The organism is Arthrobacter sp. zg-Y844, assembly GCF_024385465.1.
Classification (GTDB): domain Bacteria; phylum Actinomycetota; class Actinomycetes; order Actinomycetales; family Micrococcaceae; genus Arthrobacter_B.
Window position 1 is genome coordinate 203,205 of the sequence record NZ_JANFLS010000004.1, and the last position, 23,350, is coordinate 226,554.

Below are 23,350 nucleotides of genomic sequence, written 5' to 3' on the forward strand. Positions count from 1 at the left end.
GCGGGAGCTCCAACAGCAGTTTGTCTGTTCAGGCTACTAGCTCACCTAGGCTTAAGAACATGATTAATCGAAGTGGATTTGTCCCGGGCAGCACACCGACGGCCTACCTCCCGTCCGCCGAAGGCGCCGGAACCGTCCGGCACAAGGGCAAAGGCTATCCGCCGGCTCCTGAGCCGCTGCCTGTGCCCGTAATGGATAACCACACGCATTTCGACTTTCCGGCCGGCGACACGGCCGGCGACACGGCCGGCGACTTTACGGTTGCCCTCGCCGCTGCCCTTGATGCGGCGGAGGCAGCCGGCGTCCAAGGTGCCGTCCAGGTGGGCACCGATCTCGAGTCGTCCCGCTTCACTGTTTCCGCTGTCGACGCCGATCCGCGCCTGCTGGGTGCGGTGGCCATCCACCCGAACGACGCCCCCGTGCTTGCAGCGGAAGGGACGCTGGAATCGGCGCTCGCCGAGATCGAGGCGCTCGCAGCCCATCCGCGCATCCGGGCAATCGGCGAAACCGGGCTCGATTACTTCCGGACCGGGGAAGACGGCCGGGAACGGCAGCACTACTCATTCCGCCGGCACATCGACATCGCCAAGCGCCTGGGCCTGGCACTCCAGATCCATGACCGCGATGCGCATAACGACGTCGTCCGCCTCCTGAAGGAGGAAGGCGCCCCCGACACGGTGGTTTTCCATTGTTTCTCCGGGGACCGCGAGCTGGCCCGTACCTGCAACGAAAACGGCTGGTACATGTCGTTCTCCGGCACCGTGACCTTCAAGAATTCGCACGACCTCCACGAAGCCCTCTCGATCGCGGACCGGAACCTGCTGCTGGTCGAAACGGATGCTCCGTTCCTGACTCCCCACCCGCACCGCGGGCGTCCCAACGCCAGCTACATGGTCCCCTATACGGTGCGGTCCATGGCAGACCGCATGGGAGCGGACCTTTCCGAGCTGGGAGCAGGACTGGCCGCGAACACTGTCCGGGCCTACGGCTCCTGGGCCGAGCAGTAGGAACGGCAGTCAGCACGCGTCGAAGCCCGCGCCGCGCCGCGGGCCGCACGACTACCCGGGGACCCCTGTTTGCCCTCACATCACGGTTCGGTTACGGTAGGGAGCAATTAGCCGGGGTCGGGGAAGGCATCCGGACTATCACTGCATGAACACTGCATAACACTGCAACAATTTGCGGGCCCATGCCGCCGAGAGGCTGCACGGACCTGTGACACCATGCCCGCGTCAGTTCGCTGCTGCGGCTGGTTTGTTCGCCAAGCCTGTGCCTGGCCGCGTCCCGTTGCCCTGCCCTCCGGCAGGTGCACCGGAATGCGCACGGCGCTTAAAGTCCCCGTGCCCGGATTCTGTGACCGTTTGGAATCTCGTGGCGAGAACACTTGCAAGGCGTGGGATAAAGCTCGTTGGCCAGGCAACCGTTATGGTGTGCCTGCTGCTAGGCATGGTTGCCTTTGTCGGCGCCAGCAAGTCGGTGGTGTTGACCGTCGACGGCAAGAGCCAGGAAGTGCAGACCTTCGACGGTACCGTTGCGGATGTACTGGCACAGGCCGATGTGACTGTAACCGCCGTTGACCGGGTGACACCGGAGCCAACGGCAGCCTTGGAAGACGGCGCCACCATCGAAGTCCAGCGGGCCCTCGCAGTGGATATCGTGGTGGACGGCAAGGGGACCACGGTCCACACCACCGGCGAAACCGTCGAGGACCTGGTTTCGGAGCTGCGGGTGGCCACCAACTCCGCCGTCTCCGCCCCGATGGATACCTCGCTGGACGGGCTGGACGGCAGGATTTCGATCTCCACTCCCAAGACGGTGTTCGTCACCGTGGACGGGAAAACCCACGAACACACCACCACAGCGGGAACCGTGCGGGACCTGCTGAAGGAATCAGGGATGCAGCTTGGCACCGCGGACCAGGTTTCAGCTCCGCGCAGCGCCGGCCTGGTTGACGGCATGGGCCTGAAGGTCACGCGTGTTTCGGCCGGCGTTGAGGAGACCGTCACGGAACCGGTGCCGTTTACCAGCTCCGAGGTTCCCGATGCGGACCTGCTCGAAGGCGAGAAGAAGGTCACCACTGCCGGAGTGGACGGGGAACGTTCCCGTGTCTTCTCGGTCACCCGCGTAGACGGCAAGGAAGTCAGCCGTACCCTCGTGAAGGAAAGCGTGACCAGGGAACCGGTAGCCGAAGCCGTCGCCAAGGGCACCAAGAAGCGCCCGGAGGCGAAGCCTGCCGCAGGTCCGAGTGCCGGCGGCGGCGGTGAGGCACCGGCCTCCGGGACATGGGCCGCCCTGGCGCAGTGTGAATCCGGCGGCAACTGGCACATCAACAACGGCAACGGCTATTACGGCGGCCTGCAGTTCAGCTCCGGCAGCTGGCTGGGTGCCGGCGGCGGTGCGTACGCTCCTGTTGCCAGTGAAGCCACCCCGGAGCAGCAGATCGCGGTAGCCGAGAAGCTGCGGGCCAACGGCGGATGGGGCCACTGGCCGTCCTGCGCCTCGAAGCTCGGCTTGCTCTAACCCGGGCCCGCCCAACCCCGGCAGCTCCTCACCCGGCCGCCATCTCGTGGGCCAGGGCCGCCGCGTGTGCTGCGCGGTCCTTGGCTCCGGCCGAGCGGAAGCGCTGTTCGCTATCCGCCAGATAGACGGAACCGGCGTCGGGCATGCCGGTCCGCGCCAAGGCCAGGCCGAGGTGGAGGGCGAGTTCGCCCGAGTCCTGGGGTGAGAGCTCGCCCCGGTGGGCGTACACGTCCGAGAGCATCCACACAGCCCGCGCATGGTCGCCGTTGAGGTCCAGCCAGATTCCCCGGCTGTGGTCTGCTTCCAGCCGCTCGGGACCATGCAGTCCGACCACCGACATGGCCGCCTCGGCATGCTCGATGCAGGTCAGGGTCTCCCTGTCGTGGATGCCCGCCCCGAGCCGGATGGCAGCGGTGGCGTTATTGAAGCGGGCCCACAGCTCGACGTCGACGCCCGGCTCGAGGAGGTCCGCAGCAGTACGGTGGTGCAAAAGCCCGGTGGAGATGTCCCCGCGGCGAAAGGCCACAGTGCCCACCGCCCAGCGGGCCTTACCCTCGATTTGCCGGCCAACCCCCGCCTCCAGCAGGGGAAGCACCAGGGTGCGGCAGTAGGTCCATGCCTCGTCGAGCCCGCCCGCCTCGGCCAGCGCGGTGACCAGCGCTCCGCACGCGTCAAGGAAGGCAGCCGCACCGACCCTGGCTTCCTGCACCCGCGCAACGGCGCTGCGGGCATGGGTCACGGCCGAACCCAGTTCCCCGGCGCCCAGGTAGGCGGTGGCGAGCAGTGTTTCCGCCTGTGCCTGGAGGCCGGGGTACTCCGCCGCCAGGGGATGGCGGGCCAGCAGGGACGCCTTCGCGATGCAGTCCCGGTAGGCGTGCGTGGTGCAAAGACAGTGGGCTGCCAGATAGGTCATATCCCACCAGGACTGCGGATGTCCCTCATCCAGCGCCGCATCCGCGGCGGCCTCCGCCAGTGAGCATGCCGCTCCGTAGTCGCGCTCATCCAGCGCCTGCCGGGCGGAAAGTTCCAGGAACAGGGCCGTTTGTTTCCCTGTCCGGCCCGGGGCGGCGCCCGAGTCCAGCCGGTCGGAGAGCAGGCGGACCGCACCCGGAACGGGTTCCCTCCGCCCGGCTTCCAAAAGCGAGATCTCACGGGGCCGAAAAGCACCGTGTCCTAGCTGGGTCTGCGTCAGGTTTCGCTCCTGCCGCGCCGAGCGCAGCTTTCCACCGAATGATTTGCCCATCGTCGATACCGCCGATCTCCGGGGTGCGGCACACTGTTACCGGTGCCGGCAATGCGCTCGATGCTACCGGTGGAGACCAGCCGTCGGCAGGGCAGTCCGTGCTTATGGAACGCAAAACGGCGAACTCGATTCCGGCACCTTCGAAGCGCGCCACCCGGGCGTGGGAAGACCTCCGGGGAGTGGACCGGACGGCTGCACCGGCGTACCCTCGGCGGCGGCGGCCACGCCCGCTCGGCTAGTATTACTGGGTGAGAGAATCCGAACCTGCCCCCCGAACACCAGTTCCCGCACTCCTTGGTGCCTCGGATATCCGGGCGCTGGCAGAAGAACTCGGAGTCCGCCCCACTAAGAGCCTCGGCCAGAACTTCGTTATTGACGGAAACACCATCCGCCGGATTGTGGCTGCGGCGGACATCGCTCCGGGGGAGACCGTGCTGGAGGTCGGCCCCGGCCTCGGGTCCCTGACGCTCGGGCTCCTCGACGCAGCCGAGTCGGTGGTGGCTGTGGAGATCGATCCCGTCCTGGCTGGAAAGCTTCCGTCCACGGTGGCGCAGCGGCGCCCGGAAGCGGCCGGCCGGCTGCACGTTGTGCTTGGCGACGGCATGCGGATCACCGAGCTGCCCAAGGAGCCGACCGCGCTGGTAGCGAACCTGCCCTATAACGTGGCCGTCCCGGTGGTGCTGCACCTGCTGGAGCATTTCCCGTCCCTGCAGCACGGCCTGGTCATGGTCCAGGACGAAGTGGCGGACCGGATGGCAGCCAAGCCCGGCTCCAAGACCTATGGGGTGCCCTCGGTGAAAGCCGCCTGGTATGCGCAGATGCGCAAGGCCGGCGTCATCGGCATGAACGTCTTCTGGCCGGCACCCAAGATCGCCTCCGGCCTGGTCGGGTTTGTCCGGCACGAACCGCCGCAGACGCGGGCAACCCGTGAAGAGGTCTTCGCAGTTATTGACGCTGCCTTTGCGCAGCGGCGCAAGACCCTGCGCGCCGCCCTGGCCGGATGGGCCGGCAGCCCCGCCGAAGCGGAAAAGGCACTGCGTGCTGCAGGAGTGGATCCCAGCGCCCGCGGCGAGGTCCTGGACATCACGGCATTTGCCCGGATCGCCGAGGCACGGAAGCCGCTCATTGCCTGAGGGAAAGGAAACCGAAGAGATGGCCGCACCGCGCTCCGTCACTGTCCGGACCCCCGGCAAGATCAATGTGTCCCTGAAGGTGGGACCGCTGCGTCCGGACGGCTACCACAGCGTTGCCAGCGTCTACCTTGCGGTGTCCCTCTTCGAGGAAGTCACGGCCACGGCGCTGGAAACCGACGAGATCCGGTTGACGCTCAGCGATCCCGACGGCCGCCTTCCGCAGGGAGGCATACCCCTGGACGGGGACAACCTGGCTGCCCGTGCCGCCCGGGCCGTGGCTTCCCGGATTGGCAGGGAGCATCCCGGCGTCCACCTGCACATCACCAAGCGGGTGCCGGTGGCAGGCGGAATGGGAGGCGGCTCTGCGGACGCCGCCGCCGCGCTTCTCGCCTGCAATGAGCTGTGGAACGCGGGCCTGTCTCAGGCTGAGTTGGCCGGCCTGGCTGCCGGGCTCGGGGCCGATGTACCGTTTGCCCTGCTCGGCGGTGCTGCTGCCGGACTCGGCGTGGGGGACCGGCTCACCCCGGTGCCGGCACCGCACCGGCTGCACTGGGTCCTCGTCCCGGCACTTTACGGGCTTTCCACCCCGCAGGTCTATGCCGCCGTCGACCGCCTCCGCACGGGAACCGACGTCGCCGAGCCCACCGAAGCGGACCCCGTGATCCTCGACGCCCTCGCCGCCGGGAACACCGCCGCACTGGCGGGCGTTCTAGTCAATGACCTGCAGCCGGCGGCCTTGGAACTTGCCCCCGAACTGGGGACCGTTCTTGAGGCGGGGATCCGGCTCGGCGCCCTCGCCGGCATGGTTTCCGGTTCCGGCCCCACCCTGGCTTTCCTGGCCGCGGATGAAGCAGCTGCGTCCGCCCTGGCCGCCGCGCTGCGCACCGAAGGCCACTCGGCCCTGGCCGTTTACGGGCCGGCCGACGGCGCCGTCACGGCTGCCGACACCACCGCACCTCAGACGCACAGAAAGTAGTACCGATTGGCACACCTGCTTGGTGCTGAAAACCTCAGCATTTCCTTTGGCACGCGCACCATCCTGGACGGCGTTTCGCTCGGCCTCGAGGAAGGCGACCGGATCGGCATGGTCGGCCGCAACGGCGACGGCAAGTCGACCCTGATGAGCCTGCTGGCCGAACGGCAGACGCCCGACGACGGCCGCGTGACCCGCCGCCGCGATGTCACCGTGGGCTACCTGGACCAGACGGACGTACTGGACGGGGACCTGACCGTCGGCCAGGCGATCGTCGGCGACGCCGCGGACTACGAGTGGGCGTCCAATGCGCGGATCCGTGACGTGATGAGCGGCCTGGTGCAGGAAGTGGACTGGAACGCGCAGGTCTCCTCCCTGTCCGGCGGGCAGAAGCGCCGCGTGGCGCTGGCCAAGCTGCTCACCGGCGACGACGACGTCATCATGCTGGACGAGCCCACCAACCACCTCGACGTCGAAGGCGTGGCCTGGCTGGCCCGGCACCTGAAGCAGCGCTGGCGCCCCTCCGACGGCGGCCTGCTGGTAGTCACCCACGACCGCTGGTTCCTGGACGAAATCTGCACCCGCACCTGGGAAGTCCATGACGCGATGGTGGATCCGTTCGACGGCGGGTACGCCGCCTACGTGCTGGCCCGCGCCGAGCGTGACCGGATGGCCTCCGTGGTGGAAGGCAAGCGCCAGCAGCTGGTCAAGAAGGAACTGGCCTGGCTGCGGCGCGGCGCCCCGGCCCGGACCGCCAAGCCCAAGTTCCGCATCGAGGCCGCGAACAACCTGATTGCGGACGTCCCGGAACCCCGTGACACGCTGTCACTGAACAAGATGGCCACCGCCCGCCTGGGCAAGGACGTCCTGGACCTGGAGAACGTCTCCCTGACGCTCGGGGACACCGACCTGTTCCGCAACATCACCCTGCGCCTGGCCCCGGGGGAGCGGCTGGGCCTGGTGGGTGTCAACGGTGCCGGCAAGACCACCCTGCTGCGCCTGCTCAACGGCGACATTGAGCCTACGTCCGGCCGGCTGAAGCGCGGCAAGACGGTCCAGACCGCCGTGCTGTCGCAGGAGGTCCGGGAACTGGATGAGGTCGCGGACCAGCGCGTCATTGAAGTCATTGAAAACGAGAAGCGCGTCTTCAACGTGGGTGGCCGCGAGTTGTCCGCCGGCCAGCTCGTGGAGCAGCTGGGCTTCAGTGCCCAGCGCCAGTGGACACCGGTGCGCGAGCTTTCCGGCGGTGAACGGCGCCGGCTGCAGCTGCTGCGCCTGCTGGTGGGGGAACCGAATGTGTTGATGCTCGACGAGCCGACCAATGACCTGGACACCGACACGCTGGCTGCCGTCGAGGACGTGCTGGACGGGTGGCCCGGCACGCTCGTGGTGGTCTCCCACGACCGGTACCTGCTGGAACGGGTCACCGACCACCAGATGGCGCTTCTCGGCGACGGCAAGCTGCGCGGACTGCCCGGCGGCGTGGACCAGTACCTGGAACTGCGCGGCGAAGCCCTGGCCGCCAACTCGTCTGCGTCCACCGCTGCCCGCGGCTCCTCCCAGGCGGCCCGCGCCGCTGCGGCCGGCGCCACGCGTCCCGGCGGCACGTCCGCGGCTGCTCCAGCCGGCGCCCGGGGCGGAACGACGACGGCGCTGGCCGGCTCCGGTGCATCCGAAGCTGAAAAGCGGGCGGCCAAGAAGGACCTCACCCGGATCGAGCGGCAGCTGAGCAAGCTCACCGCACAGGCCGAAAAAATCAACGCCCAGATGAACGACGCCACCCAGAAGCCCGGCGGCGCGGACTTTGAACTCATCGGCGAGCTCAATGCCAAGCTGCAGGCCGTTGCGGCCGAGCAGGAGGAGTTGGAAATGGAGTGGCTCGAGGCTTCGGAGATCCTCGAGTAGCCGCAAGGTGCGGGCGGTGCACCCTGGGCCGGCTCACATGGTGTCTGCCGTGGCACTGAGCGGTCCGCGCATCGCCCGCCGCGCCGTCATCGCGGCGACCGGCAGCGTCGTCAGCGCAACGGCGGCGCAGAGGGCACCGGCTATAGCCAGGGGCAGCGGGGCGAGCGGACTGGCGCCTACGACCACGGCGGTGGGCAGGACTGCGGCGCACGCAGCGATGACGGCGATGGCGATGCCGACGGCGGCGCACACGGCGGTCTCGGTAATCAGCAGCCTGCGGACCTGGCCGCGGGTCGCGCCGGTCAGGCGCAGCATGGCCAGCTCGCGGCGACGGCCCAGGGTGGAGACGGCAACGGTGTTGGTGACGGCAACCATCGCGTAGGCCAGCACAACCAGCAGCAGCAGGCCGTTGATGAGTGCGTTGATGTTGAGGCCCTCCTGCAGGGACGCCTCCAACGCGCCGCGGTCCCCGACCCGCAGTGAGGGATGGCCGTTCAGCGCACCTTCCACGGCAGGGGCCACGGCCTCCGCGGCGGTGCCGTCGCTGGCGCTGACCAGCAGCGCCGCGGGTGCCCGGTCGCTCGTGTGGGCTGTGAGGAGCTCGACGGGCAGCAGGAGGTTTTCGTAGCCCGGCAGGTCCTCGTAGGCGGCGGCGACACGAAGTTCTGCGCCGTCGCCGTCACCGAACCGGAAGCCGATGGTGTCTCCTATGTCCACGCCGAGGGCAGCTGCGGTATCGACGGGCAGTGCGACGGAGGCGCCGTTCAGATCAGCGAAGTCGCCGGCCACGAGCCGGTTGCTCAGCACCTCCTGCGCCTGGGCGCCGTCGAGCCCGCGCACCGGCCAGTGCCGGTCGCGGTGCGAGGCGTCGTAGGGGCGTTCGATCCAGCCCCCGGATGTCACAAACGGGGTGGCCGCGTCCACCTCGGGCACGGCAGCGATTGCGTCTGCGCGTTCGGCAGCGGCGCCGGCCGCGCCGGTCACGACGGCGTCGGCCGTGATGGTCTCGACCTGGGCGTCGGCGGCAGCTGCGGTGAGCATGGATGAGGACACGAGATTGCCGGCGCCGATTCCGAAGACCAGTGCGGCGGCCCCGGTGACGGTTGAGAGGGCCGCCGCCCGGGCGCGGATACTCGTCCCGGCGAGCCCGGCGACGCCGTGCCGGTGGTCGCCCATCACCGGCCGGAGCACGGCGACACCCAGGCGCAGGTAGGCCGGGGCGAGAAGCGCGGCGGAAATGGTGCCGGCAAGCACGGCAGGACCGGCTGTGGCGGAGACCAGGGCGGGCGGCATCAGGAAGGTGAGCACGGCGAGGGCGACGGCGCCAAGCCCGAACAGGATTCCTGCCAGCCACCGGATAATGCCGATCCGGGCAGGGGGAAGTTCAGCTTCGCGCATCGCGTCGATTGGCCGGGAGCGGCGGGCCGTCCGGGCGGCCAGGCCGGCGGCCAGCCAGATCACCAGCCCGGTTACGGCTGCGGCGGCGGCCAACGGGACCGGCCCGGAGCTCAGCTCGAGTCCCTTGGGGAGGGCGCCGCCGGCCTGCATCCCCAGGTGCAGGAGGTAGGCCAGCGGAATGCCCGGGACGAGGCCGAGCAGGGCGCCGAGAAGTCCCGCGGCCATGACTTCGCCGACGACGAGTGCACGGACCTGGCGTCCGGTTGCGCCGGTGGCGCGCAGGAGGCTGATCTCGCGGCTGCGCTGGCGTACGGACAGGGCGACGACTCCGGAGATGACGGTCGCCAGCACCGTCAGGACGATGCCTCCGGTTACCGCCCCGACAACGATGGCGGGAATGCGGGCCGCCGACACAGCCGGATCCTCGGCGGCGCCGCGGCCATCACCGGCCAGCACCCGCACGTCCGCGAGCTCCGCTTGCAGCGCCGCGCGGACGACGGACAGATCGGCATCCGGAGCCAGCACCACGCCCAATGCGTCCAGCGGGTTCCCAGCGGCTCCTTCGCTGAAGAACACGGTCGCCGGATCCTCCGGTCCGCCGATGACGGCGGCGGTCCGGACGCTGAGGGTCCGCCCCTCCATGGTCAGGAGCAGGTCTTCGTCCTCACCCGCCGCCAGGGCGTCCGCGGCGGCGGCGGTGAGCACCACCTCGCCGGCGGCGGGACCTTCGAGCGGAACAGGGTCGATGCCGCTGACGGCGACGGATGCCCAGTTCTGCGCCGTGAGCGGGAGGGCCCGCGCCGCGCTCCGGGCGAAGGAATCGAGGAACATGACGGGCACAATCTGTGCCACGCCGTCGATTCCGTCTGCCGCCGCAGCTGCTGAGGCTGACAGCCGGTGCCGCTCGGGCAACGGGCGGAGATCGGTGGTTTGTTCGCCGTCCCGGTTGAGCATCGTATAGCTGGGATCACCAATGACCACCAGGTCGGCCGCGCCGATGCGCTCAGCCGGCGCCGAAAGCCGGATACCGGTCTCGATCATCGCGCCGCACATCACGATGAGCGCGGAACCGAGGCCCGCTGAAACCACGATGGCGAGCAGGGCAGCGGTGCGGTGCCGCAGGCCCGCAAGGATCAGCGTCAGCATGACGCCTCACCGTCCGTGGCCGGTGACGGGCAGGCGGGAAAGGGCGGAGGCGATTTCCCCGGCTGATCCGTGCCCGCGCTGTTCTTCGATCCGGCCGTCGAAGAGGAAGATCACCGAATCGGCGTAGGACGCCGCAACGGGGTCATGGGTTGTCATCAGGATGGTCTGTCCCTGCCGGTGCACTGCCTCCCGCAGCAGCTCGAAGACGCCGGCGGCAGTTCGGGAATCCAGGGCTCCGGAGGGCTCGTCCGCAAAGAGGACCTCCGAATTGGCTGCCAGGGCCCGGGCGATGGCCACCCGCTGCTGCTGCCCGCCGGAGAGCTCACCCGGGCGGTGGCCGGACCGGTCGGAAAGCCCGACCAGGGCCAACGCGTCCTCGGCCAGCCGCCGGACCGGTCGGCGTCCTGCCAGGACGGCGGGGAGCTCAACGTTCTGTGCGGCCGTCAGGGCGGGCATCAAATTGAACGATTGGAAGACGAAGGCCACCCGCTCCCGGCGCAGTCGGGTGAGGGCATCCTCGGAGAGGCCGCTGAGGTCATGGCCAACCAGAATGGCCCGCCCGGTGGTCGGGGTGTCAAGACCCGCCGCGCAGTGCAGCAGGGTGCTTTTGCCGGATCCGGAAGGCCCCATGACGGCGGTGAAGGATCCCTTCGGTAGCTCCAAGTCCGTCTCGTGCAGGGCGGTGACGGCTCCCGCACCGGAGCCGTAGGTCTTAGACACCCGCTCCAGGACCACCGGAGCCGTTGGCGCCCGTGCCGGGGTACTGATGGCTGCTCTGTTCATCGTTCGGCCTCCTTTGTGCCTGCCATGAACAGTTAGGACTGTACACGGATGGCGCGCATGCGTGAAGGGGCTGCACGAAGGTTTCCGGTGTGCCGCCGTTCAGGATTTCCGGGGGCCGGCGTCGTGGCGGGGGAGTCGGCGAAGTCCGTTGAGGATGGCCTCCAGTCCGAACTCGAAGTCCTCATCCGCTCCGGCCGCAGCCTGACGGAAGTGGCCGTCCGAGATGAGGGCGGACACGCGGGGGAGCCGAGCCGAAAAACGATGGACGCCGATGTGGTCCACCAGCGCCTCGGGATCTGCGGAGCTGCCTTCCCGGGCGACGTCGCGCTCTGCTCCCGCACGGGCACGCACGTAGCCGTCGAGGAGGCCTGCGGCTTGAAGCGCCTGCCGCCCGGTCATGCCGCTCGGCTCCAGGCGTTCCAGGAGATTGTCCAGCCAAGCGAGCGCATTGGGGGCGAACGGTATGCGGATCCGCACGTCACTGAGCCAGGGGTGCCGCTCGTATCGCTGGCGCAGGGCCCGGCACCAGGCCGCGGCCGCCGACGCCCAGTCTTCCCCGGGACCGATGCCCGCCGGGGCGCCGAGAGCCTGGTCATGGACGATGACGTCGAGGTCATCCCGGGAATCCACGTATCGGTACAGTGCATTGGCCGTCACCCCCAGCCGTTCGGCGATCCGTCCCAGCGAAAGGGCTTCAGCTCCGTCGCTGTCGGCCAGCGAAATCGCCGACGCCGCGATGCCCGCAATGCTGAGCATCGCCTTGGGCCCCGGCCTGGTCTGCGGCTTGTCCTGCCCCCAGGCCTGGAGCACGCCCCTCGGCAGCGTGCCCTGCGGGTCCGTCTTCTCTACCATGCGTTCAGTCTACGACAACCGTATATGCTACGAACTGTTCGGGGGTCTCACAGTAAGGAGGTGGGCCAAGGGCGGAGCAACACCGTCGGAACCCGCTGCCTCCGGGGGGGCTTCTAGGCCGAGAGCAGTTGGGGGAGGATGTGGTCGCGCAGCAGGGGAGAGAGGTCCTTGCGTGCGGCGGCTGCCGCCGGCTGCAGCCAGAGGAGCTCCTCAATTTCCGCCGCGGCCTCCGGCATCGGCGCCCCGGCCGGCAAATCCAGGCTGAACAGCCCGGCGTCAATGAAGGTGTCCTCCTCGTTTGCCGCCGGTCCGTACCAGCGGCCCGCGGATCCGAGCTCCTCCGGAGCAACGTCGAGCCCCAGCTCCTCGCCCACCTCGCGGGCCGCCGCCTCCGCAAAGGTTTCACCGGGTTCCAGTTTGCCGCCCGGCTGCATGAAGCGGGAGGTACCGCGCTTGCGCACCAGCAGGATGCGTCCGGTGTCGTCGGTGACCAGGACCGCGGAGAGGCGCAGGACGGTCGGGGACTGCCCGTCGTAGCCGCCCTCCGGTAAAACGGCGCCCGCAGGCATGTGGGAGAGCCGGGGATCCTTCTGCAGGCCCGCCAGTCCGTTCCAGGAAAGGTTTACCAGGTGTGCTGCCACGGCGGCCTTGTCCGGGGTCCGTGTGTCCAGCCACCACTGGCCGGTCATGGCGACCATGCCCACCAGCATCTGTGCGTACATCCCTCCGACCTCGGCGCTCAGGCCTCGGCTGCCGAACTCCTTTGACAGGATGTGTTCCACATGGCGGGTGATCCGGGACAACAGGGTGGAAAATGTCCCCTCCGGCTGCGACGGCGGGGAGTCCCGGGTGAGGATCCGGAAGCCGTCCGTGTGGTTCTCGATGAAGTCCAGTAAGGCGTACGCGGCCCGTTCGAGGAGCACCCGGGGGCCGGCGTCGGCGCTGAGCGACTCGGTCATCACTTCCAGCAGGCGGCGGAACTCAATGTCAACAACCTCCGTGTAGAGGCCTTCCTTGGATCCGAAATGCTCGTAGACCACAGGTTTCGACACGCCCGCTGCAGCGGCAATCTCCTCGATGGTTGCACCGTCGAGGCCGCGCAGGGCAAACAGCCCGCGTGCCACCTCGATCAGCTGGGCGCGGCGCTGGACGCCGGTCATACGCAGGCGTGTGCCGCCGGCGGGAGTCTTTACCACCGGACCAGTGTACCCACGCGCCCCTGCCACCTCGGCGCCAACACAGCGGGCGGGGACTCAACTCGCGCACCCAACGGCTCCCGTGGCAGACTAAACTCTTGTGTGCGTGGCTAGCCAGGCAGACGATCCGCCCTGGTGTAATGGCAGCACCCCGGCCTTTGGAGCCGTGGAGTATAGGTTCGAATCCTATGGGCGGAACGCTGCGCGACGCCCCAGGAGAATCCTTTCCGGGGATCGGCCGCGCTTCGACAAAGACCGGCCGTACCACCGAGGAGCGCCATTTTCGTGACCACCAACGATGTCCGAACCAATGAGGCCTCCGCCGGCGCTTTGTCCGCGGTGATTGTGCTCGCAGCCGGCGCCGGAACCCGGATGAAATCCCGGACCCCGAAAATCCTGCATCCCGTGGGCGGCATCTCGATGCTCGGCCATGCACTCGCCGCAGCCTCCGAGCTGCACCCCCGTTTCCTGGCCGTCGTGGTGCGCCACGAGCGGGACCTGGTCGCCGGGCATGTCGCCGAACAGGCCCCCGGGGCCGTCATCGTCGACCAGGATGCGGTTCCCGGCACCGGCCGCGCGGTCCAGGTGGCGCTCTCTGCCTTGGACGCCGTCGCCCGGCTCGACGGCACCGTTGTAGTCACCTACGCGGATACCCCGCTGCTTGAGGCGCAGACACTTCGCAGCTTGGTGGCCGTGCATGAAACGGACGGCAACGCGGTGACCGTGCTGACCGCGCGGCTTACGGACCCGACGGGCTACGGACGGGTCCTGCGGGCAGCAGACGGGACAGTGACCGGAATCGTCGAGCACAAGGATGCCACTGACGAGCAGCGTGCCGTAAACGAGATCAACTCCGGCATCTATGCCTTCGATGCCGCGGTGCTCCGCAGTGCGCTCGAATCGGTGACCACCTCCAACTCGCAGGGGGAGATGTACCTGACCGACGTCCTGGGCATCGCCCGCGCGGCGGGCGGACGCATCAGCGCCGTTGTCACCGACGACACCTGGCAGGTGGAGGGCGCCAATGACCGTGTCCAGCTCGCTGCCCTCAACGCAGAACACAACCGCCGCAACCTGGATCGGTGGATGCGCGCGGGTGTCACGGTCGTTGATCCGGCCACCACCTGGATCGACTCGACAGTGACCCTCGCGGAAGATGTCACGGTGCTTCCGGGCACGCAGCTGCACGGTTCCACCAGCGTCGCCCGGGACGCCGTCGTCGGGCCGGATACCACGCTGACCAACGTGTCCGTGGGCGAGGGAGCTTCGGTGGTGCGGACCCACGGCAGCGATGCCGTACTGGGTGCCGGAACCAGCGTGGGACCGTTCGCGTACCTGCGCCCCGGAACAGTGCTGGGCGCCAAGGGCAAGATCGGAACCTTCGTGGAGACCAAGAACGCCGAGATCGGCGCCGGATCCAAGGTTCCCCACCTTTCCTATGTGGGGGATGCCACCATCGGCGAGCAGTCGAACATCGGTGCAGCCTCGGTTTTCGTGAACTACGACGGCGTAAACAAGCACCATACGACCATCGGTTCGCATGTGCGCATGGGCAGCGACAACATGTATGTGGCACCCGTCACGGTGGGCGACGGAGCGTACAGTGGAGCCGGAACGGTGATCCGCAAGGATGTCCCCGCCGGTGCCCTGGCAATCAATGTGGCGCCACAGCGCAACCTCGACGGCTGGGTGCTGGATAAGCGCCCCGGTACCGCCGCCGCCGACGCTGCGGCCGCCGCAGCTTCAGCCATCAGCACTTCTTCCTCCGAAACTGATTCCCCCACGCGAGAAAGCGATCATTAATGAGCAGCGAGATCACCGCACAAGGTGAAAAGAAGCTTGTCCTTGCCACTGGCCGGGCACACCCGGAGCTGGCGGAGGAGATTGCACGCTGTCTTGACACGGACCTGCTGCCGCTGGCGTCCTATGACTTCGCGAACGGTGAGATCTACGTCCGTCCCGGCGAGAGTGTCCGCGGTACCGATGCCTTCGTGATCCAGGCGCATCCGGCACCGATGAATAACTGGCTGATGGAACAGCTGATCACCGTGGATGCGTTGAAGCGGGCCTCCGCCAAGCGCATCACCGTGGTTTCCCCGTTCTACCCGTACGCCCGTCAGGACAAGAAGGGCCGCGGCCGCGAGCCCATCTCGGCGCGCCTGATCGCCGACCTGTACAAGACGGCCGGCGCGGACCGCATCATGAGCGTGGACCTGCACACCTCCCAGATCCAGGGCTTCTTCGACGGCCCCGTGGACCACCTGATGGCCATCCCGCTGCTGGCCGATTACATCCGCACCCGCGTGGATGTTTCCAATGTGACCGTCGTGTCTCCGGACACCGGCCGCGTCCGCGTTGCCGAGCAGTGGGCCGAGCGCCTGGGCGGCGCACCGCTGGCCTTCGTGCACAAGAGCCGCGACCTCACCGTCCCGAACCAGGCCGTGTCCAAGCAGGTCGTGGGCCAGATTGAAGGCCGCACCTGCGTGCTGATCGATGACATGATCGACACCGGCGGCACCATTGCCGGTGCCGTCCGCGTGCTCAAGGAAGCCGGAGCCAAGGACGTCATCATCGCCGCCACGCACGCCGTGTTCTCCGACCCGGCCGCCCGGACCCTGGCTGAATCGGGTGCCCGCGAGATAGTTGTCACCAACACCCTGCCCATCCCGGCCGCCAAGCGTTTCGACCAGCTGACCGTCCTCTCGATTGCCCCGCTGATCGCCCGGGCCATCAAGGAAGTCTTCGAGGACGGATCCGTCACGAGTCTCTTCGACGGCAAGGCCTAGGCGCTTACGGCACCCTGCTTACCCAACCGCCCGCCCGGGCCGCGCCTCACGGCCGTTCGGGCGGGCGGACTTGTGCTGGTAGCATGGAGACCGATGCCTAGGCGAGGGAGCGGCCCGGAGAACTCCGGACGAACTCCGTTATCGACGGTGGCTGGCAACTTCTGATCGTACAAAGGACCGTTATCCGGTCCGTACGGTGCACTGTTCCGAAACCGGCGCCTGAGGCAACCACGGAACACCACTTACAGGAGTAGCAATGTCTGAGCAGAAGCTCGCAGGAACCGCCCGCACCGAGTTCGGCAAGGGTGCCGCCCGCAAGGCCCGCGCCGCCGGCCAGATCCCGGCCGTCATCTACGGCCACGGCGCCGATGTCATGCACATCCTGCTGCCGGCCAAGGCCACCACGCTGGCCGTCCGCACCTCCAACGCCCTGCTGGAAATCGACGTCGACGGCGAGTCCCACCTGGCCCTCGCGCGTGACATCCAGCGCGATCCGATCAAGCAGATCATCGAGCACATCGACCTGCTGACCGTCCGCAAGGGCGAAAAGGTCGAGGTAGAGGTCAACGTCCACGTTGAAGGCGAACTGGAAGCAGGCGACTCCGTCTACAACCAGGAAGCCAACACCGTCCTGGTTGCCGCCGACGCCACCGACCTGCCGGAAACCATCGTGGTGAGCATCGAAGGCCGCAAGGCCGGCGAGCACATCTACGCCTCCGACCTGATCCTGCCTGCCGGCGTCGAGCTGCTGCTCGATCCCGAGACCATGATCATCAACATCTCCGAGTCCGCCGTGCAGGACCTGGGTGTTCCGTCCGACGAGCAGGTTGCCGTTGCAGCTGCTGAAGTCGGCGCCGAGGCGTAACCCACTTCCGGGGTCTGCTCCCGGTAACGGAGCCGTCCGGTTCTTAGCGAAGGAGCAGTACCCGCAGTGAACAGCAACACCTGGCTTGTAGCCGGGCTCGGCAACCCCGGGCCCGGCTACAGCCGTAACCGGCACAATATCGGTCAGATGGTCCTCGATGAGCTGGCCTCCCGGATGGGCGGAAAGTTCAAGACCCACCGGTCGCACGCTTCCATTGTCGAAGGACGCCTCGGGATCGGCGGACCGCGCGTAGTGCTGGCCAAACCGCTGACCTATATGAACCTCTCCGGCGGCCCGGTTTCCTCCCTGGCACGGTTCTTCGATATCGACCCCGGACACGTGGTGGCCGTGCATGACGAGATCGACATCCCTTTCAACACCGTTAAGCTCAAGCTCGGCGGAGGAGAAGGCGGACACAACGGTCTCCGGGACATCAGCAAGGCCCTGGGCACCAAGGACTACCTCCGTGTGAGGGTAGGCGTCGGCCGACCGCCCGGGCGCATGGATACCGCGGATTACGTGCTCAAGGATTTTTCCGGTACCGAGGCCAAGGAGCTTCCGTTCCTCGTCGGCGACGCCGCCGATGCCGTGGAGCTGCTCCTGTCCGAGGGCCTTACCACCGCTCAGCAGAAGTTTCACGCCACAGGCGCCTGACGTCACAGCTAGGTAGCGGCGGGGCAGATTGGAGTAGTTTTCCAGCGTCCCGAATGCCGGGTGACCATTGTTTCGGTTCGGTGACCGGGCCTAAAATGGAATCAGCCTCAAGGGCTCCCAAAGCGGGGCCGACGTCGGGAGGCCTCCGAGACTGGGCCACCCCCATCCCGGCGTCGGTCCCTTATTCATCCCGCTTTCGCCCCGGTCTTGTTCCCCCCAGTCTGACCGCCCTAGTCTGACAGTTAGCCTCGGTCTGTTATCCATGGCCCAGGTACGCACCTGCTCGACGCGCTCAGCGCGGTCGCGTCTAAATGCATGTTTTTGTATCTAGACGCCGCCCACATACGCGCGTATGCTCCATCCCACTGAGCAGTTGCTACCGATAGCCGCGGCATCCGGAGTCCGGATCCGTGCAGGCGTTGTGGGGGGCGTGGGCTGGCTGATGGAAAGTGTTTCACTTGTCGCCGGGCTAATCGGGCGAACTGAGCTTCTTGACGACCTGTGCTCGGCACTTACTGCCGGCGGTGCCGGAGCCGTTATCCTCGGTCAGCCCGGTGCCGGGAAAACTGCCGTGCTGCACGCAGTGGCGGACCGCCTCCGGGCAGACTTCCATATCATTCCGGTCCGCGGTACGGCCATCGCCGCCGGGACTCCTTACGGAGCCTTGGCCTATCTCATCAGCGGCCTGCCCGAAGGCGCGGAGCGGGATCCGCTTCAGCTGCTGCAGGAACTTAGCCGCTCCTTTGACGCCGAAGCACGGGAAAACCGCGTGCTGGTTACGGTGGACAACGCGGATCGGCTGGATCGATTTTCCATCACGGTGCTGTCCCAGTTGCTGCGGCGGGGAAAGATTGCCGTGCTGGCGGCGGCGTCCCTCGACTGGGAAGCAGACCATGAGCTGGTGGGCCTCTGGAGCGAAGGCCTGCTGGAACGGGTCGACCTTGAACTGCTTACCGAGCGGGAGACCCGCCAGCTGATGCAGGAATTGCTCGGTGGTCCCGTTTCCTCCCTTGCCGCGGGCACAATGTGGAAGGAAACAGCGGGCAGCCCCCGGCTCATCCGGCTCATGACAGCTGCACAGGAGCGCTCCGGGACCCTGGTGCGTCGGGAAGCGGTATGGGTCCGGACCGCTCCCTTTGTCCGCACCGGCGAGGTCAGCGAGGTTTTCGACACCGTGCTGGACCGGCTGGGTGCACACGAACGCCGGCTGGTCGAGGTCCTGGCGCTGTGCGTCAGCCTGCCTCTGTCCATCGTCCTGGAACTGGTACCGGCAGCCGCCGTCGAGGCACTCGAAGAGCAGCAGATCATCTCTGTTGGCGGCAACCCGCCGTCAGTGCGGCTAGGCGGCGGGAATCCAGGGTCGGTAATAGCGGCGAGCATGGCGCCCGGCCGGAGGCGGGAACTGTGGGAAGACATGGGAGTCCGGCTTGACCCTGCGGACATGGACGGCGAGGAACTGACCGGGTTCCTGGGCTGGGCGTTGTCCTGCGGGGAGGAGATCGGTCCGGCGGAGGCCCTCCGGGCCGCACGTGTGGCCAACGACCGTGCGGATGCAGCGGCCGCGCTCCGGTTTGTCCGGGCGGTGGCCTCGAAAACGCCCGGCCAGGAGATGGTTCTTGAAGAGGTCCGCGCCCTGCACAGTGTCGGCCATCTCGACAAGGCACTCCGCGTCTTCCGTGAAGCCGAGCCCCGCCTGGCCTCGGAAAAGCGCTCCAGCTTCGTGCCGTTGATGCTGCTTTACAGCTATACCCTGGCCCGTGTTCCCGGACCGGGAGACCCGCAACAGGCGCTTGCCGCGATAGAGGAGTCATGCCCGGCCGAAGGGGAATCACCAGAGCTTGAAGCGGCACTGGTCATGGCCCGCAGCGCACTGGCTGCGGACGGGGGGCGCCTTCCGCTGGTCCCGGAGCGTCTCGCCAGCCTTAGGGAGGACGGAAAACTGGGGCAGGCCACTCGGATGCAGGCAGCAGCGTTGTCCGCCCATGTCCTCGCCCTGGCCGGCCGGACCGATGAAGCACTGCACATCCTCGACCAGCTGGGGCCGCCGGAGAATTACGCGGTCAATGGCGGGAACGCCGGGGAAGCCTGCACCCGCATATTCGATACCTATGTCCTTTCGGGCGAGCTGGACCGGGCTGCAGATTTCGTCAAGGCCTTCGACGCGATCGGGGTCCGACCCTCCTACCAGGGCAGCGCAGGTGAACTGGCCGTGGCCATCCTGGCTGCCTGGCAAGGACAGGAGGGCATGGCCCGGGATGCGCTAACCGGTGCTATCGGGCAGCTCCGCGTCCATGACCCGCAAGACATGCTTCCCCTTGCCCGAACCCTTACGGCCTATATCCATCGTGAGCGGCGCCCGGAAGCCGCCGAACTGCTTCGGCAGGCAGGCATCGGCAGGCAACATCCCAGCTACTTCCGGGGGTTCCTCCTCCGCTATTTCTCCATCCTGGCCGACGGCGCCGATGACGGAATCCGCGGCGGGCGCCTGCGCGCCGAAGCTGCGTCCGCGCACGCGGCAGGGTACGCGGCACCGGCGCTGCTGTTCCTGTCTGCAGCTGTTCGGGCCGGTGACAAGGACGCTGCCGCCGATGTGATCAGGGTGTCCAAGGAGGTGAGCGGAAGGTTCAGCGAACGGATAGCGGACTTCGCTGCCGGTTTGCTCAACGATGATCCGGCCCGGCTGGTCGCTGCGGCAAAGGGTTTCCTCGACTGCGGGCAGTACCTGCTCTCACGGGATGCCGCCAGGGCTGTCGAGCACAGCCTGGCAGAATGCAGCGCAGACGAGCGGAAAAGACTGGCCAAAACCGCCCGTGAAGTGGCAAATGCGAGCATGCGCCGCATGGAGCATTCCGGCGGCCGCGCCGAAACACTGGCAGAACTGAGTGAATTCGAGGCAGATCTTGCGCATCGGGCGGTTACGATGGCCACCACCACGCAGATAGCCAGGGAACTGAACCTGTCTCCCCGAACCATCGAGTGGCACCTGGGAAAGATTTTCGCGAAGCTCCACGTCTCCGGCCGCATTGAGCTTTCCGAGATCATGGCCTAGGGACCGACGGGGGGAATGGAATGCACGGGTTGAACGCACGGTCGCTGACGGGCCGGGACACCGTCCTTGCCTCCGTGCTGCAGAGCCTGCGCCGCCCCGCGGGCCACGGTGCCGCCGTGGCGGCGGAAGCCGGGCTTGGCAAAACCGCCCTGGCAACGGCTGTCGTCCAGGAGATGCAGGCCGAGATGCCCGTTTACTGGGTGTACTCCAGCCCCGCCCTGAAGTCCGTGCCGTACGGTGCACTGGCTGCGCTCCTGCCTGACCTGGCGCAAGGGCAGACGGGGTCTGCCCTTGCGGTGATGCGTGCCCTGATGGCCCGCATCATTCCCCAGGCACCCGCGGGGGGAGCACCCGCGGACCAGCCGGGTGCGGCACCGTTGGTGGTAGTTGACGACGCGCACGATATTGACGGCCCCAGCTTCGACCTACTCGTCCAACTCCTTGACGCCCGCCACATCAGGCTGCTCGTCCTCACCCGGTCCTTCCGGGACATTTCGGGCGTGCTGCCGCACATGTGGGACGGTCAGGTAACCCGCCACCACCTCCTGCCGCTGGACGAACTGGAGGTCCTTCAGCTGTGCCAGCAGGAGCTCCAAGGCCAGGTCAGCACCACGGCCGCGGTTGAGCTGGCCCGTCTCACCGGAGGAAATCCCATGTACCTGCTCGCCTTCCTTGACGAGGCGGTGCGCAGCGGTTTCCTGGTCCAGCGGCAGGGGATCTGGGGAACGACGGAAAGCGAGACGCCCGTCGGCGGACGCGTGGGAGACCTCGTCAAGGCCCAGATCCGGGGTCTGGACCCGGAGGACCGCACGGCGCTGGAGATCATTTCGCTTGCTGAACCGCTGCCGCTGCGGCTTGCGTTCCGGCTGGGACTGCATGCCTCCGTGGACCGTCTTGCGGATTTCCTCCTGGTGGTGGTTTCAGGTGCGTCCGACGCCGGGCAGGTTGTGCGTCCGCTGCATCCGATCTATGGAGAAGTTGTCCGGGGGATGGTTCCGGCTGCCCGCAGTGCACGCCTGCTTAAACAGCTGCAAGCCGTGCTGGCAGGCGTGGACATCGGGGAGGAAGGGCAACTCCATCTTGTCTCGTGGTCCTTGGCACTCGGGGTGCAGGTCCCGGAGCAGGAGCTGTTGTATGCCGCGGAAACGGCAAACAACCGATCCGATCCCCGGCTGGCGCTGAGGGCTGCCGCTGCTGTCGGAAGAGGGGTGCTGCGCATACCGGCACGCATACAGGAGGCGCGCGCACTGCTGCTGCTCGGCGAAGCGGGCCAGGCGGCGGCAACGTTGGAGGGGACACTCGAGCAGGCACCGGACCTGCGCACCGTGAAGCAGTCGATGATGGTGCACGTCCAGCTGGCGCAGCAGTCCACAACCGGGACCGGCTGGGAGGTTCCCCTGGCCAGCCAGTGGAACCGCGCAATAGACCGCTTGTCCGGGAGCCAGCCGGCGCAGGCGGTTGAGGCGGCCCGCTGCGGGGCGCACATGCTCCGTCTTCTGTCCCGGGTTTGGGCGGGCGAATACGCCCAAACAGAACTGGAACTGGCGGAGGTACTCCGCAAGGCACGTGAAAGCGCAGACACCGAGGCAATCCTTTTTGCCGAAGCGATAACGGCCGAGGTCCACGTGGCGACGGGCCGGGCCCAAACCGCGCTTGAACACAGTACGACTGCCATGGAACTGTTACGGGAAGCCACTGCCGGTTCAAAGCTCTTTGGTCCGTTTATCCTGCACCGGCATCTCACCGCGCTGCTCTGGCTTGGGGAATGGGAACAACTGCAGCGGTCCGTTGCCTCCGCGGATTCACCCGTTCAGCGCGCGCTGCTGCATTCCGGCGGTGTCGCGGATTTTGCGATGGGCATGAGCCACCTGCGTTCCAATGCCCTGCACGAGGCCGTGAAGGATTTTTCCGCTGCAGTCCAAGCGTCGACCGGCAACGATCCCGAAGGAATCCTTCCGCTGTCCCTGGCGATGGGTTCCTTTGCCGCTGCGAGCCTTGGGCAACGGGAAGTTGCCGGACGGCTGCTTGCCGCTGCGGGAAGGACTCCGCCGCGGGGACCGGAGCAATACCGGCTTTTGGCCGAGGGTATTCTCGCCGGGGGACGGTTTGCGCTGGACGCCGACGGCTCCTACCTGCAAAAGCTTCGCGACACCGCCGCTGCGGCGCAGGAGCGTTCCTTCACAGCGGTGGAGTTCACGCTGCGCCACCTGTCCATGCGTCTGGGCGACTTTTCCGAGGCCGGCCGCCTGCTGAAGGTGACGGAGGGATTCGAGGGACCGCAGGCTCTGGTCATGAACCGGGTGACCCGAGCCGTCCTGGACCAGGACAGCGCTGCGTTGGTGGCACTGGCCTCGGACCCGGAGCCGGAACTTGACCTGCAGCTGGCCCGGCAATGCCTGCTCGAAGCCCAGCGGCTGGCCCGCAGGAACAACGACCGTGCCTTGTTGAACCGGATCCATCGGCTGACCGGACGGCACGGCGGCGGGAACCGCAGCATGCTTCCGGAGTTGACCCGGCGGGAGCGAGATGTTGCTGCGCTGGTCGCCGCCGGACAGCGCAACGCCGAAATAGCCAGCGCGCTGAACCTCTCCGTCCGAACAGTCGAAGGGCATATCTACCGCACGTACGAAAAACTGGGGATCAGCCGCCGGGAAGAACTGAGGGAACGGTTTCCCCTGCTTGACCGCCCCTCCGGAGGTTGGAACCGGCCCGCTCCGGCCGAGTAATTTCCGCCGGGAACACCAGTAGGTTTTACTCGGGCGCCGCCATTCCGGGGTTCGTAGCCTTGTGCATGTCACTCAAGGTTCAACCTGGTTACGGCAGCGGGTTTCCATCCGGTCCTGCCGC

At 67.4% G+C, this 23,350-nt stretch carries 16 protein-coding genes, 1 tRNA gene and 1 pseudogene; 12 read left to right on the plus strand and 6 right to left on the minus strand.

The features are described 5' to 3' along the window. Positions 1–59 precede the first annotated feature (59 nt). Together NNX35_RS13410 and NNX35_RS13415 are read left to right on the plus strand one after the other, a co-directional pair. Entirely contained in the window at positions 60–1,007 is a 948-nt protein-coding gene (locus NNX35_RS13410) for a TatD family hydrolase (RefSeq protein ID WP_255868027.1), read from the plus strand. Between the two features lie 418 nt (positions 1,008–1,425). Next, positions 1,426–2,520 (plus strand): resuscitation-promoting factor, encoded by a 1,095-nt coding sequence (locus tag NNX35_RS13415; RefSeq protein WP_304661228.1) that lies wholly within the window; start codon positions 1,426–1,428, stop codon positions 2,518–2,520. Between the two features lie 28 nt (positions 2,521–2,548). On the opposite strand, the gene NNX35_RS13425 is transcribed toward NNX35_RS13415, so the two are convergent. Continuing rightward, a complete protein-coding gene (locus tag NNX35_RS13425) occupies positions 2,549–3,763 on the minus strand; it encodes a helix-turn-helix transcriptional regulator (protein ID WP_255868028.1) in 1,215 nt (404 codons plus the stop codon). Between the two features lie 248 nt (positions 3,764–4,011). Between NNX35_RS13425 and rsmA the strand changes: the two genes are divergently transcribed. The 3 genes from rsmA to NNX35_RS13440 are packed head-to-tail and all read left to right on the plus strand — an operon-like array spanning position 4,012 to position 7,774. Further along, entirely contained in the window at positions 4,012–4,896 is an 885-nt protein-coding gene (gene rsmA, locus NNX35_RS13430; RefSeq protein ID WP_255868029.1) for a 16S rRNA (adenine(1518)-N(6)/adenine(1519)-N(6))-dimethyltransferase RsmA, read from the plus strand. Positions 4,897–4,915: 19 nt separating this feature from the next. After that, complete coding sequence (locus NNX35_RS13435) at positions 4,916–5,872, plus strand: 4-(cytidine 5'-diphospho)-2-C-methyl-D-erythritol kinase (RefSeq protein ID WP_255868155.1); 957 nt, start codon at positions 4,916–4,918, stop codon at positions 5,870–5,872. Positions 5,873–5,878: 6 nt separating this feature from the next. Further along, complete coding sequence (locus NNX35_RS13440) at positions 5,879–7,774, plus strand: ABC-F family ATP-binding cassette domain-containing protein (RefSeq protein WP_255767014.1); 1,896 nt, start codon at positions 5,879–5,881, stop codon at positions 7,772–7,774. A gap of 33 nt (positions 7,775–7,807) precedes the next feature. On the opposite strand, the gene NNX35_RS13445 is transcribed toward NNX35_RS13440, so the two are convergent. From NNX35_RS13445 to NNX35_RS13465, 5 genes and pseudogenes are all read right to left on the minus strand, one after another. Further along, positions 7,808–10,318 carry an FtsX-like permease family protein gene (locus NNX35_RS13445; protein ID WP_255868031.1) on the minus strand — a complete coding sequence of 837 codons (2,511 nt, stop codon included), beginning with the start codon at positions 10,316–10,318 and terminating at the stop codon, positions 7,808–7,810. Positions 10,319–10,324: 6 nt separating this feature from the next. Further along, the gene (locus tag NNX35_RS13450; RefSeq protein WP_255868032.1) at positions 10,325–11,101 is read right to left on the minus strand and encodes an ABC transporter ATP-binding protein; all 777 of its coding nucleotides are present in this window, start codon (positions 11,099–11,101) and stop codon (positions 10,325–10,327) included. A gap of 99 nt (positions 11,102–11,200) precedes the next feature. After that, positions 11,201–11,953, minus strand: coding sequence for a TetR/AcrR family transcriptional regulator (locus NNX35_RS13455; protein WP_255868033.1), 753 nt, complete (start codon positions 11,951–11,953; stop codon positions 11,201–11,203). Positions 11,954–12,066: 113 nt separating this feature from the next. Continuing rightward, positions 12,067–12,522 (minus strand): NUDIX domain-containing protein, encoded by a 456-nt coding sequence (locus NNX35_RS13460; RefSeq protein ID WP_255868156.1) that lies wholly within the window; start codon positions 12,520–12,522, stop codon positions 12,067–12,069. Between the two features lie 6 nt (positions 12,523–12,528). Then, positions 12,529–13,113, minus strand: a pseudogene (locus NNX35_RS13465) (TetR/AcrR family transcriptional regulator); the annotation flags it as partial. A 162-nt stretch (positions 13,114–13,275) separates the two neighbouring features. Here NNX35_RS13465 and NNX35_RS13470 point away from each other — a divergent pair. The 7 genes from NNX35_RS13470 to NNX35_RS13500 all read left to right on the plus strand — a co-directional run bounded on the left by NNX35_RS13470 (position 13,276) and on the right by NNX35_RS13500 (position 23,229). Then, positions 13,276–13,347, plus strand: a tRNA-Gln gene (locus tag NNX35_RS13470). A gap of 87 nt (positions 13,348–13,434) precedes the next feature. Then, positions 13,435–14,952 (plus strand): bifunctional UDP-N-acetylglucosamine diphosphorylase/glucosamine-1-phosphate N-acetyltransferase GlmU, encoded by a 1,518-nt coding sequence (gene glmU, locus NNX35_RS13475; RefSeq protein ID WP_255767019.1) that lies wholly within the window; start codon positions 13,435–13,437, stop codon positions 14,950–14,952. After that, a complete protein-coding gene (locus tag NNX35_RS13480) occupies positions 14,952–15,935 on the plus strand; it encodes a ribose-phosphate diphosphokinase (RefSeq protein WP_255767020.1) in 984 nt (327 codons plus the stop codon). The genes glmU and NNX35_RS13480 overlap by 1 nt, the downstream gene beginning before the upstream one ends. Positions 15,936–16,191: 256 nt before the next feature. Then, positions 16,192–16,800 carry a 50S ribosomal protein L25/general stress protein Ctc gene (locus NNX35_RS13485; protein ID WP_255767021.1) on the plus strand — a complete coding sequence of 203 codons (609 nt, stop codon included), beginning with the start codon at positions 16,192–16,194 and terminating at the stop codon, positions 16,798–16,800. A gap of 66 nt (positions 16,801–16,866) precedes the next feature. Further along, positions 16,867–17,454 (plus strand): aminoacyl-tRNA hydrolase, encoded by a 588-nt coding sequence (pth, locus tag NNX35_RS13490; protein ID WP_255767022.1) that lies wholly within the window; start codon positions 16,867–16,869, stop codon positions 17,452–17,454. A 442-nt stretch (positions 17,455–17,896) separates the two neighbouring features. Next, entirely contained in the window at positions 17,897–20,503 is a 2,607-nt protein-coding gene (locus NNX35_RS13495) for an AAA family ATPase (RefSeq protein ID WP_255868034.1), read from the plus strand. A 29-nt stretch (positions 20,504–20,532) separates the two neighbouring features. Further along, positions 20,533–23,229, plus strand: a complete 2,697-nt coding sequence (locus NNX35_RS13500; protein ID WP_255868036.1) for a LuxR family transcriptional regulator — start codon at positions 20,533–20,535, stop codon at positions 23,227–23,229. The last annotated feature ends 121 nt before the right edge of the window (positions 23,230–23,350 follow it).